Source organism: Xenorhabdus bakwenae (assembly GCF_030272115.1).
GTDB lineage: Bacteria > Pseudomonadota > Gammaproteobacteria > Enterobacterales > Enterobacteriaceae > Xenorhabdus > Xenorhabdus bakwenae.
Genome location: NZ_CP119194.1, coordinates 3,987,159 through 4,001,798 on the forward strand (window position 1 = coordinate 3,987,159; position 14,640 = coordinate 4,001,798).

Sequence of the window (14,640 nt, forward strand, 5' to 3'; positions counted from 1 at the left end):
AATTCTGGCAAAGTCCCGTTTCTGGCAAGCACCAGCATTCTGCTATGAAGGATAATCATATCCACATATGCTGTGAAATATATTAAATTATACTAATACAGTAGATGCTGTAGCAATAGCACAACAATCATTATAGGCGATTGTATTGAGACTTTCAAAACCAATATAGCGTCATTATTACATATGTCACCATCGAGATGGAACACTTTTTACCATTAAAGGTGTAATCAAGAAAAAACAAGGAAAGTTACCCGCCCATCTTCTGTTTTTTATAAAAAACAGAAGATGTTGTCTTTTTAAACCTCTTACTCATTCATAAGTATTTATTTTAATTAGACTATGAATGAATTTTAACGCAGATATTGTCATCCTGTAATTTGCTGTTTGAAGGCATTTTTACTCGTTAAAAAGGCCACATAAGTGGCCTTTTTAACATAACTGAATTTAGTGAGGGGGTGAAATGTGTTCAAGCTCCTCATTTTTTTCGTAAACCGCCGCTTAATGACAACGAAAAATACAGGAACGAAATAAATTGCTAACGATGTCGCTGCGATCATTCCACCCAATACTCCCGTTCCTACAGCATTTTGTGCACCTGAACCTGCGCCATTGCTCAATACCAGAGGCATAACGCCAAGCATAAAGGCTAAAGAAGTCATCAGGATTGGGCGTAAGCGCATTCTGGCTGCTTCAAGAGTTGCTTCTATTAATCCCTTGCCTTCTTTTTCTATTAAATCCTTGGCGAACTCGACGATAAGGATGGCGTTTTTCGCAGACAACCCGATAGTCGTCAATAATCCAACCTTAAAGTAAACGTCGTTATCCAGTCCACGTATTGATGTTGCCAGTAATGCACCGATAACCCCCAGAGGGACGACTAGCATGACCGAGAACGGAACAGACCAGCTTTCATATAATGCTGCCAGGCAAAGGAATACGACAATCAATGACAGCGCATACAGTGCAGGAGCCTGGTTACCGGATAAACGTTCTTGATAAGACATTCCGGTCCAGTCATAGCCAATTCCTGGTGGTAATTGTGCTGCCAGTTGCTCCATAAGTGCCATTGCGTCACCAGTACTTTGGCCCGGCGCTGCTTCGCCCACAATTTCCATAGAAGGAAGACCGTTGTAGCGTTCCAGACGTGGTGAACCATAAATCCAAGGCTCTTTTGATGCATCTATGAACGCAGAAAACGGTACCATTTCTCCATGATAGTTACGAACATACAACTTGCTGATATCGCTTGGTAACATACGATAAGGAGAATCAGCTTGAATATAGACTTTTTTGACTCGACCGCGGTCGATAAAGTCATTGATGTAAGCACCGCCAAACATCGTGCTCAGGGTTGAGTTGATATTTGTTGTGGATACAGCCAAGGCTTCTGCTTTTTCCTTATCGATATAAAGGCGATATTGTTGTGTGTCATCTTGACCATTGGGGCGGACACTTGTCAGCATATCTGGGTGTTGTACAGCCATACCAAGTAATTGGTTGCGTGCTTCTGTCAGTGCTGCATGTCCCAGATTTCCTTTATCAATCAACTGGAAGTCAAATCCGCTGGCAGAACCTAACTCTACAATTGAAGGAATATTGAACGCAAAGACAAGACCTTCCCTGATTTGAGCAAAATTCGCATTTGCTCTGGCAACAATGGCCGGAACTTTATCTTTCGGGTCTTTACGTAATTCCCAATCTTTTAAGCTGATAAAGGCCAGACCCATATTTTGCCCCTGACCACTAAAACCAAAGCCATTAACTGTAAACACAGATTTAACAACATCTTTCTCTTTGGTATAGAAGTAGTCATTGATTTCATTCAATACCTTTTGTGTCTGTTCCTGAGTTGAGCCAGGTGGTAATTGGGCCATTGCCAGTAAAACCCCCTGATCTTCTTCTGGCAAGAAGGAGGATGGCAGGCTCTTAAATATCCAGGCCATGCCCGCGATCAACATGACATAGATCACCAAATAGCGCCCGGTGCCACGTAACATCCGACCGATACTATCAGTATAATGATGTGTACTCTGTTCAAACAGACGGTTAAACCAACCAAAGAATCCTGTGTGAGTTCCATGGCCGCATTTGGCAACAGGCTTGAGCATCGTGGCGCACAATGCCGGGGTCAGGATTAATGCTACCAGCACAGACAATATCATTGCTGAAACGATCGTGATTGAGAATTGGCGGTAGATCGCGCCTGTTGAACCTCCGAAGAAGGCCATTGGTACAAATACAGCGGAAAGCACCAGTGCGATACCGACCAGAGCACCTTGGATCTGCCCCATTGATTTTTTGGTGGCTTCTTTCGGTGATAGTCCCTCTTCCTGCATGATTCGTTCGACGTTTTCCACTACAACAATGGCATCATCCACGAGCAGGCCTATGGCAAGTACCATAGCGAACATGGTTAACGTATTGATGGAATAGCCAAACGCAGCAAGAATGGCAAATGTACCAAGCAGTACAACCGGAACCGCAATCGTTGGGATAAAGGTAGCTCGGAAGTTTTGCAGGAACAGGTACATGACGATAAACACTAACAGAATGGCTTCTGCCAATGTTTTCACCACTTCGAAAATAGAAATTTTAACAAATGGTGTGGTGTCATACGGATAGACAATAGTTAACCCATGTGGGAAGAAAGGTTGCATCTCCGCCAGTGCTTCTTTAACGGCTTTGGAAGTATCTAAAGCGTTGGCATCAGTTGCCAGTTTGATACCAATGCCTGCTGCCGGTTTGCCATTAAAGCGACCAATGATACTGTAATTTTCCGCGCCTAATTGAATAGTAGAGACATCATGCAAACGAATTTGTGAACCATCGGGATTCATGCGCAGCAAAATGTTGCCAAATTCTTCTGCCGAATTCAGACGAGTTTGGGCGATGATCGAAGCATTTAAACGCTGACCTGGAACCGGTGGTGTTCCTCCTAATTGACCGGCCGCAACCTGATTATTCTGCGCCTTGATTGCACTGATAACATCTTGAGTGGTGATTTTATAGTTGAGCAATTTGTCAGGGTTGAGCCAGATACGCATAGCATACTGCGTACCGAAGAGCATTGTTTCGCCCACACCAGTAACACGGCTCAAGTTATCTTTGACACTGCCCCCGATATAGTCAGCGATATCATCTTGGGTCATGGACCCATCTTGAGAGATGAAACCGGCTACCATCAAAAACGAACTGGTGGTTTTATCAACACTAACACCTTGTTGCTGAACTTCTTGAGGCAATAGCGGCATTGCCAATTGCAGTTTATTTTGAACCTGAACTTGTGCGATATCTGGATCTGTGCCTGCTTCAAAGCTCAGCATGATATTCATGTGCCCCGCAGAATCGCTGCTGGAAGACATGTACACGAGATTATCGATGCCATTCATATTCTGTTCAATAACCTGCGTTACAGTATTTTGTACTGTTGCTGCATCAGCTCCAGGATAAACAGCTGAAATGGAAATGGCTGGCGGGGCAATGTCAGGATATTGCTCCACGGGTAATTTCATGATTGCCAGCAAGCCAGATAGCATGGTGATAATCGCGATTACCCATGCAAATATTGGCCGTTCGATAAAAAACTTAGGCATGAATCACCGACTCCTTATTGAGGCTTTTTTGCGAACTCAGCTTGATTAGCCGTAGGACTAGCATTCAAATCTGTTTCCGTTGGCTTGACCGTTATTCCCGGCGCTATTTTCTGCAATCCCGTGACGATTACTCTATCTCCAGCTTTCAGACCTTCTACTACCAACCACTTGTTACCAATTGCCTGAGTCGCATTGATATTGCGCAATTCTACTTTGTCATCTTTATCGACAATCAGTGTGGTTGCTTGACCACGAGGTGTTCTGGTAACAGCTTGCTGAGGAACCAAAACCGCATTTTTGCGTACACCTTCTTCTAACTTAGTGCGAACAAACATACCTGGCAGTAATTCTTCATTCGGATTTGGGAACACAGCACGCATAGTGATAGAGCCTGTTGTTTCGTCAACCGTCACGTCAGAAAACTCAAGGTAACCTTCTTGACTGTATTCTTGTCCGGTGTCAGTGATTAGATGGATTTTGGTTTTTTTTGCTCTCTTTTTGAACGGTTCCTTTTGCAATTTCATTTTTGAACCGCAGATAGTCGTCACTGGATTGAGTGATATCAACATAGATAGGATCTAACTGCTGAACAATCGTTAGAGCTGTTGGCTGACCTGCTGAAACCAGTGCCCCTTCTGTGACGGTGGACTTACCCGCCCGCCCAGAAATAGGGGAGGTTACCTTGGTGTATGCCAGGTTGATTCTGGCATTTTCCAATGCAGCCTGAGAGGACTGAACATCTGCTTTTGCCTGCGCATATTCTGAATTTGCTTTATCAAATTCCTGCTTACTCACGTACTGTGTGCCTAGCAAGGATTGATAGCGTTCAACGGTCAAGCGGGAAACATTCTCGTTGGCTTGCGCTCTGGCTAAACTTGCGTTGGCTTTACTGTATTCTGCTTGATAAGTTGCGGGATCTATTTGGTATAACGACTCACCAGCAACCACATCACTTCCCTCTTTATAGTTACGTTTCAGTATGATGCCGCCGACTTGGGGCCGAACCTCGGCAACACGATAAGCCGAGGTTCGGCCGGGTAATTCTGTGATGACCGTTAGAGGTTCCGCCTTCAGCGTTACGATACCCACTTCAGGAACATGCTGGCCAGCAGCCCCTTGCTGTGTATTTTTATTGTCATTACATCCTGAAAGAATGAAACTGCCTGAAATGATCAGTAATGTGGCCAGAGGCAAAACTCCCCTGTTCTTTCGCATAAGTAAACCTCAATTTTTCAATGTTGATTCGCTAATCTAACAAGTGAAATCATTACTTCGTTGGTTAATGGGTGCTATAGTACAAACATACATGAATGTATGTAAATCAGCCTCCGTCAAAAACAAAGTTTATGGCACTAAAATGGCACGAAAAACTAAACAGCAAGCAAACCAAACCCGTCAGCAAATTATAGATGCTGCGATAAAGCTCTTTTCTGAGCGTGGTGTCTCTGCTACCTCGCTATCCGATATCGCAACTGCCGCTGATGTAACGCGCGGAGCAATTTACTGGCACTTTAAAAATAAAACAGATCTACTTTCTGTTGTTTGTAGAATGCCAGAGCATAAAATAGACGAACTAGAGAAAGAGTATCAATCAAAATATCCTGATAATCCACTTATTGCGTTGAGATATTTATTAATTGCCATGTTAAAAATGATGATTGATGATTCTCAGATTCGACAATTAATGGAAATTTTTTTCCATAAATGTGAATTCGTTGGAGAAATATCTCCATTAGTAGAGGATATTAGGGAAATGTGCATTTCTGATCACCAGAAGATTGAAAAAATGTTATTTGCTTGTATTCAATCTGGAGAGCTACCCTATGATCTTGATTTCAGACGTTCTGCCATCATGTTGAGAGCATTGATGACAGGGATATTTGAGAACTGGTCATTCTCACCGGGCAGTTTTAATCTTCAAGAGCAATCTGCTCATTTAGTGGATAGTTTCATTGATACACTTAAATACAGCCACCATTTGCGGAACATTGAAGAAAACGAAGCTTGAAGGAATCCGCAACGGTGTTCCAGCCCGTAATGATATTCAAAATCAGCTTAAGATCCTGACGGAGCGTAAGGCGTATACAGTTGAAGGAAAGGTATCGATAGCTGATTTGGAAAAAGCGCGCTCTATTCTTTGACAAAATAGAATCAACTGAGACTGGATTGTGATCTACTCAGAAAAAATGTGCTATTCCGTCACATGCAGCGATTGCAGTAAGTACAGAAGCCATTGAATGATGGGAGCCAATAGCCAGATAAATGAAGAGCAAGCATGAGTTAGGCTTATTCCTCAGATTGCCGGGCCTGTTTTTTCAATTTCCCTTGAAGATCGTGTTTGACGATTTCTAGTGCTGCCAGTGCGATAGCAGGAGAAATTTCGTTACATTCAAGCAGATAAATAAGATCTACTGCGAGTTGTATTTCAGGTGGTGCTTGTTCCAGAGCCATAGCTACCGCTTCCTTTGTGATTAATCTGAATGCTCTTGCTTTTCTATCGACTTCTCGATTCGCATTAATGCTTGACGGCAGCGGGCGAGCCTACCCGCCAAGGCGGCAATTTCTTTTTGCAGTTTGTACTTATTGGCAAGTGTAGTTTGTTTATTTAACTGTAATTCCCTGTCATCAATCATTGCCATTAAACGACGTTCATAATCTTGATGTTCTGCCAGACGTTGATAAAGATCCTGTTTTTGTGATCGGCGCTCAAATTTATCTTCCTGTTTTCGCAGCGCTTGGGTGGATATCTCGCGCTTAAGTGCCTCGATTTGTGTTACTAAACGCTCGGCAAGGAACTTCACTTGTTCAATCCGATAATCGCTTATACAGGCTTTCAATTGTTCCAGATTTTGCCTGATTTCTTGCATATATCCACCGAGTTTATTGCTGCGGTGGTGAAATAACACTTGATCAAAACGGGCAGTGGAAAAAGGGGTATCAGGCAGTAAAGCTAGCTCTTTTTCCAGAGTACTGACTTGTTTTGCAAGTACACTTAATAAATTTTGTATGCCCATTAGCATCTCATTATCATTAATAATCTGTCTGTTAAAGTACTCAGGTGTGGAGCTTGACTTAAGTCAACAAAATATAAGCAGCGGCTTGCTTGGCAGTTGCTTTTTTTTCGGCAGTTTGAATAGATTTTACCGTTTTCTTTTTAAACCAGGCTGGCATCAATTATGACCGCTAACGCACAACAACTGCAATTAATTAAAGATAGTATCGAAACCATCCCTGATTATCCAAAGGCGGGGATACTTTTTCGTGACATTACCACATTGCTCGATAATCCAGCGGCCTATCAAGCCACAATCGATTTATTGGTAGCTCGTTATCAGAATACAGGCATCACGAAAATTGTTGGTACTGAAGCACGTGGTTTCTTATTCGGAGCGCCTGTTGCACTGCGTCTGGGGGTTGGTTTCGTTCCTGTTCGCAAAAAAGGTAAATTACCGCGTGAAACATTGAGCGAAACTTACGATCTGGAATATGGTACAGATACATTAGAAATCCATAAAAGCGGCATTCAGGAAGAGGATAACGTGCTGGTTATTGATGATTTGCTGGCAACGGGGGGCACCATTGAGGCGACGGTACGTTTGATTCGTCGTTTAGGTGGTCAAGTTTCTGAAGCGGCATTCGTTATTGGATTGCCGGATTTAGGTGGTGTTGAACGTTTGAAAAAACAAGGCGTTGACAGCTACACCCTCGTTGAATTCCCCGGTCACTGATTATTCTGTTTTTTTTGCATTATTGATACATCAGCCTCGCCGTTAACGGTGAGGCTGTGCTAGCATGTTAGACAGTCATGTTCAATTTCCTCGGTATTCATGAGCTATCAGGTACTTGCCCGTAAGTGGCGCCCACAAATATTTTCTGATGTGATCGGTCAGCAACATGTGCTGACTGCATTGGCGAATGGTCTCGAACACCAACGCCTTCATCACGCTTATCTTTTTTCCGGCACTCGTGGCGTGGGAAAGACCACTATTGCACGTCTGTTGGCAAAAGGACTGAATTGCGAAACGGGTATAACCAAGGCTCCGTGTGGTCAGTGTATCAACTGTCTTGAAATTGAACAGGGGCGGTTTGTTGATCTGATTGAGATCGATGCTGCTTCCCGAACAAAAGTAGAGGATACCCGCGAGTTGTTGGACAACGTCCAATATGCGCCTGCCAGAGGTCGTTTCAAAGTTTACCTTATTGATGAAGTTCACATGCTTTCTCGCCATAGTTTCAATGCATTGTTGAAGACACTGGAAGAGCCACCAGAACATGTGAAATTCCTTTTGGCAACAACAGATCCACAGAAACTGCCAGTGACTATTCTTTCACGCTGCCTGCAATTCCATTTGAAAACACTCGACGTGGATCAAATGAGTAGCCAGTTGGAACATATCCTTGATGCAGAGCAAATAGAAAGCGATGCTCGTGCCCGTCAGCTACTTGCCCGTGCAGCAGATGGCAGTATGCGTGATGCCTTGAGTTTAACAGATCAAGCCATTGCTCTTGGTGGAGGGAAGCTGACATCGGATATCGTCAGCCAGATGTTGGGAACGCTGGATGATGACCAACCATTAGCGATGATTGAATCGTTGGTGCGTGCAGATGGTCAGCAAATGATGGCACTGGTGGAACAAGTGGCAACCCGTGGTGTAGATTGGGAACATCTACTGGTTGAAACATTGTCGCTGTTGCATCGGATTGCCATGCTCCAGCTGTTGCCTCAGCAACCTGAAAGTGAGCCTTCTTCAACCGAAGGGCGGTTGCGTTTGCTGGCAAGATCAGTTTCTCCGACTGATTTGCAGCTTTATTATCAGGCGTTACTGGTGGGGCGCAAGGATCTTCCTTATGCACCAGAGCGACGGATGGGGGTGGAGATGGCGTTATTGCGCGCCTTGGCTTTTCATCCCAAAACCATTATTGAGGAAACATTACCACCCACTGTGGAAAACCCTGTAGCGCCAATGGGAATAGCCCCCCAGTTATCTTCAAATCAATTTACTTCAAATAATGAAGAAAATGAACGTGTTGAACGGAGAGTGCCACAATTGATGGACAGTGAATCTTCCGTTGCAAACAGCCCAACAGCGAAACTATTACACGCTAAAAGTTCGTTGACTCGTCAAGGAAATACGCCCCCAAAAAAGCCTGAGCCGGCAGAGTCTGCGAAGGCGAAGCCGGCAAGTTCGGCGCTGGAGAGACTGGTGGCGGTGGCAGAACAACAGTCTCAATCCCATATCCCTGAAACACGGGAACCTGAGTCGGCTAATCCGGTAAAAAAAGAAGCTTATCGCTGGCGAGCAACCAAGACTGGAGAAGAGAAGAAGCCGCGTCCGACTGCGACACCAAAAACGATCAAAGCGGCGCTGGAACACGAGAAAACAGCAGAATTGGTAGAAAAGCTGGCCATTGAATCGAAACAAAGGGACCTATGGGCTGCGGAAATTGATAAGCTGCATATTCCCAAATTGGTTCAACAGGTAGCGCTGAATGCATTTAAAGAACAGATTGATGAAAATCGTCTTTGTCTGCATTTACGTTCAAAGCAGCGCCATCTTAATTCAGCATCGGCTCAGACAGTGTTGACCGAAGCATTAAGTGAATTGCATGGCAAACCTATTGAACTCAATATCATTGAAGATGATAATCCTGCGGTAAAAACGCCTCTGGAGTGGCGACAAGCCATTTATGAAGAAAAATTGGCACAAGCGCGTCAATCCATTATTTCGGATAAAACGATTCAAACACTTCAGCAACTATTCGATGCAGAATTGGATGAAGACAGTATCCGGCCTGTTTAACTGCCGTAGTGTATTTTATGCTGTGGCTATAGCGAAGAGAGAGAATTATGTTTGGTAAAGGTGGTTTGGGCAATTTGATGAAACAGGCCCAGCAGATGCAAGAAAAAATGCAGCAGATGCAGGAAGAAATTGCAAAGCTGGAAGTGACAGGCGAATCTGGCGCGGGTCTGGTAAAAATCACGATTAATGGCGCACATAACTGCCGTCGGGTTGAAATCGATCCAAGTTTAATGGACGATGACAAAGATATGCTGGAAGATCTGATCGCAGCGGCATTCAATGATGCTGCTCGCCGTATTGAAGAAACCCAGAAAGAAAAAATGGCCGGTGTTTCCAGTGGAATGCAATTACCACCCGGGTTTAAGATGCCATTCTAATGCAAACCAGCCCTCTTCTTGAATCTCTGATGGAAGCCCTGCGCTGTTTGCCCGGCGTAGGTCCAAAATCTGCACAACGGATGGCATTTCATCTATTGCAGAGAGATCGCAGTGGTGGAATGCGATTGGCACAGGCACTGACACGAGCGATGTCTGAAATTGGTCACTGTCAGGATTGCCGGACATTCACGGAACAGGAACAGTGCACGATTTGCGCTAATCCCCGTCGTCAGCAAAATAGCCAGATTTGTGTAGTGGAAAGCCCGGCAGATATTCATGCCATCGAACAAACGGGGCAGTTTGCGGGACGTTATTTTGTCCTGATGGGGCATTTATCGCCACTGGATGGTATCGGGCCAATGGATATTGGTTTAGATCGTTTAGAAGAACGTTTATCTTCTGAAACCTTGTCTGAAATCATTCTGGCAACTAATCCCACTGTCGAAGGAGAGGCAACGGCAAACTATATTGCAGAAATGTGCTCTCAATATGGTGTGACAGCCAGCCGAATTGCTCACGGTGTTCCTGTGGGCGGAGAACTTGAAATGGTGGATGGTACAACACTGTCTCATTCGCTGGCTGGCCGTCAAAAAATCACGAACTTGTGATTTTGTTCCCGGTTAATGGGTGATTTTATGGATGGTGCTGCGGATTATGCCGCCATCCATAGCTGATTACCCGCTTATCAAACTAATTTTATATTCTTCTTGTTGTCTTAACTTGAAACTCTCCGTATCTATCCCCATTTGATGATTATCGTCCGATTGTACATATCTGAACTGGATTTAGATTGAGGTAATAAATGAGTATGAAAGATCAGGAAACCCGTGGATTTCAGTCTGAAGTCAAACAACTGTTGCAGTTGATGATCCATTCTCTCTATTCCAATAAAGAAATTTTTCTGCGTGAACTGATTTCAAACGCATCTGATGCGGCTGACAAATTGCGCTTCCGTGCATTGTCTGCCCCTGAGCTGTATGAAAATAATGGTGAATTGCGTGTTCGTCTGGCTCTTGATAAAGAACAGAAAACTATCACTATCAGCGATAATGGTATCGGTATGTCCCGTGATGAGGTTATCGATAATCTGGGCACGATTGCAAAATCTGGTACTAAAGCCTTTCTTGAATCCATTGGTTCTGATCAAGCAAAAGACAGCCAATTGATTGGTCAATTTGGTGTAGGCTTCTATTCTGCTTTTATTGTCGCGGATAAAGTCACCGTACGTACCCGTGCAGCAGGGGCACCCGCTGAACAAGGTGTATTCTGGGAGTCAACGGGAGAAGGCGACTACACTGTTGCTGATATTGAAAAAGCCGAACGTGGTACAGAAATCATCCTGCATCTGCGAGATGGGGAAAGCGAATTCCTCAATGACTGGCGCCTACGTTCTATCATTGGCAAATATTCTGATCATATTGCCTTGCCTGTTGAAATTGAAACCCAAACTAAAAACGAAGAAGACGACTCGATTACCGTTACATGGGAAAAAATCAACAAAGCCCAGGCATTATGGACGCGTAATAAAGCTGAAATCAGTGATGAAGAGTACCAAGAGTTTTATAAGCACATCTCCCATGACTTTACTGACTCCCTGATTTGGAGCCATAACCGCGTTGAAGGTAAGCAGGAATACACCAGCCTGCTCTATATTCCCTCTCAGGCACCGTGGGATATGGGGAACCGCGAACATAAACATGGACTGAAACTGTACGTACAGCGTGTCTTCATCATGGATGAAGCTGAACAGTTCATGCCAAATTACCTGCGCTTTGTTCGTGGGCTGGTCGATTCCAACGACCTGCCATTGAATGTTTCCCGTGAAATTTTGCAAGATAGCTCAATCACGCGTAATCTGCGCAGTGCGCTGACTAAACGTGTATTGCAAATGTTGGATAAACTGGCAAAAGACGACGCAGAAAAATATCAGACCTTCTGGCAGCAGTTCGGCTTGGTGATGAAAGAAGGTCCAGCCGAAGATGGCGCAAACAAAGAAGCTATTGCTAAGTTACTGCGCTTTGCTTCGACTCATAATGATAGCTCCGCTCAAACCGTTTCTCCGGAAGATTACATTGGCCGTATGGCAGAAGGGCAGGAGAAGATTTATTACATTACTGCGGATAGTTATGCGGCGGCGAAGAATAGCCCGCACCTGGAGCTGTTCCGCAAGAAAGGCATTGAAGTTCTGTTACTGTCTGACCGCATTGATGAATGGATGATGAGCTACCTGACTGAATTCGATGGTAAGTCATTCCAATCGGTCAGCAAGGCTGATGAATCCCTCGATAAACTGGCGGATGAAAACAAGACTGAGCAAGAAGAAGCAGACAAAAAACTGGCACCATTCATTGAACGTGTGAAGACTCTGCTCGGTGATCGCGTGAAAGAAGTCAAGCTTACCCATCGTCTGACAGATACTCCAGCTATTGTAACAACTGATGCTAATGCGATGAGCACCCAAATGGCGAAGCTATTTGCGGCAGCGGGTCAGGCTGTGCCAGAAGTCAGTTATAACTTTGAGCTGAATCCTGAACATCTCCTGGTTAAGAAATCGGCTGAGATTGATGATGATGCTCAATTTGCTGATTGGATAGAGTTGCTGTTGGATCAAGCACTATTTGCTGAACGTGGCACATTGGATGATCCAAACCAGTTTATTCGTCGTATAAATCAATTATTATTAGCTGAAAAAGCTTAAACTTATTGAGATAATGATAAAAACCACGCTTCAACGAAAAATGGGGCGTGGTTTATTTTTTTTAGTTAATGCGGAAACGTTTACCTGTTTTCTTGAGCCATTCCCCATTCAAATGGTATGGTGGTACGTTTTCTTTAAAATATGAAAAGCAAATAGCAAGGGGATTTACGCAATGCGTATTATTCTACTGGGCGCACCAGGCGCCGGTAAGGGGACTCAGGCACAATTTATTATGGAGAAATATGGGATCCCCCAAATTTCGACAGGTGACATGCTACGTGCTGCGGTAAAAGCTGGCACCGAATTGGGTTTGCAAGCAAAAGAGCTGATGGATAATGGCAAGCTGGTAACTGATGAGCTGGTCATTGCATTGGTTAAAGAGCGCATCAAACAAGATGATTGTCATAATGGCTTCTTGTTGGATGGGTTCCCCCGCACTATTCCTCAGGCAGATGCCATGAAAGCAGTCGATATCAAGGTTGATTATGTGCTGGAATTTGATGTTCCTGATGAAATCATCGTTGAACGTATTATTGGTCGTCGTGTGCATGCGCCGTCCGGCCGTGTTTACCACATCAAATTCAATCCACCAAAAGTGGAGAATAAAGATGATGCTACAGGCGAAGAGCTGACTACCCGTAAAGATGATCAGGAAGATACTGTCCGTAAACGTCTGGTTGAGTACCACACACAAACAGCACCTCTGGTTTCTTACTATCAGCAAGAAGCACAGGCTGGTAACACAAAATACTTCAAACTTGATGGTACTCGTCAAGTAGCGGAAGTTAGTGCAGAGCTGGCTAATATTCTGGGTGAATGATTCGTGTTTGCTTGAGTTGTTATAACAGGCGGCCTTCATACCGCCTGACTTTTTTATAGTGCACGCTACCCTAGAGCAATTAACTCCATGAAATGTTACATGTAACTATCATTCATGTTTTATACTATACCAATCCAACTTCAAGATGCGTGTTATATTTCCCCGCGCAGCGGGGAAATATAAGGCCTCGCGTCATCTGGCGGATTGCAATTTGAAGTTTATCGAGTATAGATTGTCAGTCATTTTAATGGAGCTCTGAGGAATGAGTAGCAAGAAGTATGGTGTCCTGTTAGTGAATCTTGGTACACCTGATGCGCCAGCACCAGCAGCAATAAGATGTTATCTGGCAAAGTTTCTGAGTGACAGAAGGGTCATTGATATCCCTTCATTTATTTGGAAACCTATCTTGAATGGTCTTATTCTTCCGTTTCGTGCTTCTCGAATGGCTAAACTTTACCAAGAAATTTGGATGGAAGAAGGTTCCCCTTTATTAGTTTATAGTCGTCGTCAGCAGAAATTGCTGGATGAAAAGTTGGCGAATATCCCTGTTGCTTTGGGAATGACTTACGGCTCCCCTTCTTTATCTCAGGCCGTAGAGAGTTTGTTACAACAGGGCATTGAGGCTCTCATTATACTGCCACTTTATCCTCAATATTCCAGTACAACTTCGGCAGCAGTTTTTGACAGGATCAGTAAAATATTACGGGAGTACCGGACAATTCCTACCCTGCATTTTGTTCGTAGTTATGCCACCCATCCGGCTTATATTGCTGCACTAAAGGAAACCATTGAGCAGAGCTTTGAAAAACAGGGTCAGCCTGATCGGTTAATTATTTCCTATCATGGTATTCCTGAACGTCTGGTAAAGATGGGGGATATTTATCCGCAAGATTGTCAAGCGACAACTGAACTATTGAGTCAGGCACTGGATTATCCCGCAGATAAAATTATGATGACATATCAGTCGCGTTTTGGTTGCTTACCGTGGTTATCTCCTTATACAGATAAAACCATGGCATCATTACCCAGCCAGGGCGTAGAACATGTTCAAGTAATATGTCCGGGATTTGCGGCAGATTGTCTGGAAACGTTGGAAGAGATTAAGCAACAGAATAAAGTTATCTTTTTAGAGGCTGGTGGGAAAAAGTTTGAATATATTTCTGCACTTAATGATAATAACGCCCACATTTCTTTGCTTGAACAGTTGATAAATGATGTCATGAAATAACTTGCAATTGCGGGTTATGGGACATTATCACACATGATGAATAGCAGACATTGATCGTCGTATGATTTTAAGGATACGTTTTTTTAACCAATGAATACGATAAGCGAGAGAAAGGGCTTGCAT

The 14,640-nt window shown here is 43.9% G+C and carries 10 protein-coding genes and 2 pseudogenes; 8 read left to right on the forward strand and 4 right to left on the reverse strand.

Annotated elements, in window-relative coordinates; all coding sequences use genetic code 11:
* Positions 1-455 precede the first annotated feature (455 nt).
* Positions 456-3,593: pseudogene (locus PXH59_RS19705) on the reverse strand (efflux RND transporter permease subunit); the annotation flags it as partial.
* Between the two features lie 14 nt (positions 3,594-3,607).
* Positions 3,608-4,808: pseudogene (locus PXH59_RS19710) on the reverse strand (efflux RND transporter periplasmic adaptor subunit).
* 142 nt (positions 4,809-4,950) lie between these two features.
* Between PXH59_RS19710 and acrR the strand changes: the two are divergent.
* A complete protein-coding gene (acrR, locus tag PXH59_RS19715; RefSeq protein WP_152669754.1) occupies positions 4,951-5,601 on the forward strand; it encodes a multidrug efflux transporter transcriptional repressor AcrR in 651 nt (216 codons plus the stop codon).
* Positions 5,602-5,879: 278 nt separating this feature from the next.
* Here acrR and rsmS read toward each other — a convergent pair whose 3' ends face one another.
* Positions 5,880-6,044: a pleiotropic regulatory protein RsmS gene (gene rsmS / locus PXH59_RS19720; RefSeq protein WP_072059730.1), complete on the reverse strand. Its 165-nt coding sequence runs from the start codon at positions 6,042-6,044 to the stop codon at positions 5,880-5,882.
* Positions 6,045-6,064: 20 nt separating this feature from the next.
* Positions 6,065-6,607, reverse strand: a complete 543-nt coding sequence (gene priC, locus PXH59_RS19725) for a primosomal replication protein PriC (RefSeq protein WP_285809848.1) — start codon at positions 6,605-6,607, stop codon at positions 6,065-6,067.
* A 162-nt stretch (positions 6,608-6,769) separates the two neighbouring features.
* Here priC and apt point away from each other — a divergent pair, with 162 nt between their 5' ends.
* From apt to hemH, 7 genes are all read left to right on the forward strand, one after another.
* Positions 6,770-7,321 (forward strand): adenine phosphoribosyltransferase, encoded by a 552-nt coding sequence (gene apt, locus PXH59_RS19730; RefSeq protein ID WP_047766786.1) that lies wholly within the window; start codon positions 6,770-6,772, stop codon positions 7,319-7,321.
* A 99-nt stretch (positions 7,322-7,420) separates the two neighbouring features.
* Positions 7,421-9,394 carry a DNA polymerase III subunit gamma/tau gene (gene dnaX / locus PXH59_RS19735; protein ID WP_285809850.1) on the forward strand — a complete coding sequence of 658 codons (1,974 nt, stop codon included), beginning with the start codon at positions 7,421-7,423 and terminating at the stop codon, positions 9,392-9,394.
* 47 nt (positions 9,395-9,441) lie between these two features.
* On the forward strand, positions 9,442-9,771 hold the full coding sequence (locus tag PXH59_RS19740) for a YbaB/EbfC family nucleoid-associated protein (protein WP_047766784.1): 330 nt from the start codon (positions 9,442-9,444) through the stop codon (positions 9,769-9,771).
* Positions 9,771-10,379, forward strand: a complete 609-nt coding sequence (recR, locus tag PXH59_RS19745) for a recombination mediator RecR (protein WP_047766783.1) — start codon at positions 9,771-9,773, stop codon at positions 10,377-10,379. Before PXH59_RS19740 ends, recR begins: the two co-directional genes overlap by 1 nt.
* A 200-nt stretch (positions 10,380-10,579) precedes the next feature.
* Positions 10,580-12,469, forward strand: coding sequence for a molecular chaperone HtpG (gene htpG / locus PXH59_RS19750; RefSeq protein WP_285811835.1), 1,890 nt, complete (start codon positions 10,580-10,582; stop codon positions 12,467-12,469).
* Positions 12,470-12,641: 172 nt separating this feature from the next.
* Positions 12,642-13,289 carry an adenylate kinase gene (gene adk / locus PXH59_RS19755; protein ID WP_047766782.1) on the forward strand — a complete coding sequence of 216 codons (648 nt, stop codon included), beginning with the start codon at positions 12,642-12,644 and terminating at the stop codon, positions 13,287-13,289.
* 262 nt (positions 13,290-13,551) lie between these two features.
* Positions 13,552-14,517 carry a ferrochelatase gene (gene hemH / locus PXH59_RS19760; RefSeq protein ID WP_285809851.1) on the forward strand — a complete coding sequence of 322 codons (966 nt, stop codon included), beginning with the start codon at positions 13,552-13,554 and terminating at the stop codon, positions 14,515-14,517.
* Positions 14,518-14,640: the final 123 nt, after the last annotated feature.

Coding starts and splice junctions, on each gene's coding strand:
- acrR (WP_152669754.1), top strand. CDS start 4,951: ATGGCACGAAAAACTAAACAGCAAGCAAACCAAACCCGTCAGCAAATT.
- rsmS (WP_072059730.1), bottom strand. CDS start 6,044: ATGGCTCTGGAACAAGCACCACCTGAAATACAACTCGCAGTAGATCTT.
- priC (WP_285809848.1), bottom strand. CDS start 6,607: ATGGGCATACAAAATTTATTAAGTGTACTTGCAAAACAAGTCAGTACT.
- apt (WP_047766786.1), top strand. CDS start 6,770: ATGACCGCTAACGCACAACAACTGCAATTAATTAAAGATAGTATCGAA.
- dnaX (WP_285809850.1), top strand. CDS start 7,421: ATGAGCTATCAGGTACTTGCCCGTAAGTGGCGCCCACAAATATTTTCT.
- PXH59_RS19740 (WP_047766784.1), top strand. CDS start 9,442: ATGTTTGGTAAAGGTGGTTTGGGCAATTTGATGAAACAGGCCCAGCAG.
- recR (WP_047766783.1), top strand. CDS start 9,771: ATGCAAACCAGCCCTCTTCTTGAATCTCTGATGGAAGCCCTGCGCTGT.
- htpG (WP_285811835.1), top strand. CDS start 10,580: ATGAAAGATCAGGAAACCCGTGGATTTCAGTCTGAAGTCAAACAACTG.
- adk (WP_047766782.1), top strand. CDS start 12,642: ATGCGTATTATTCTACTGGGCGCACCAGGCGCCGGTAAGGGGACTCAG.
- hemH (WP_285809851.1), top strand. CDS start 13,552: ATGAGTAGCAAGAAGTATGGTGTCCTGTTAGTGAATCTTGGTACACCT.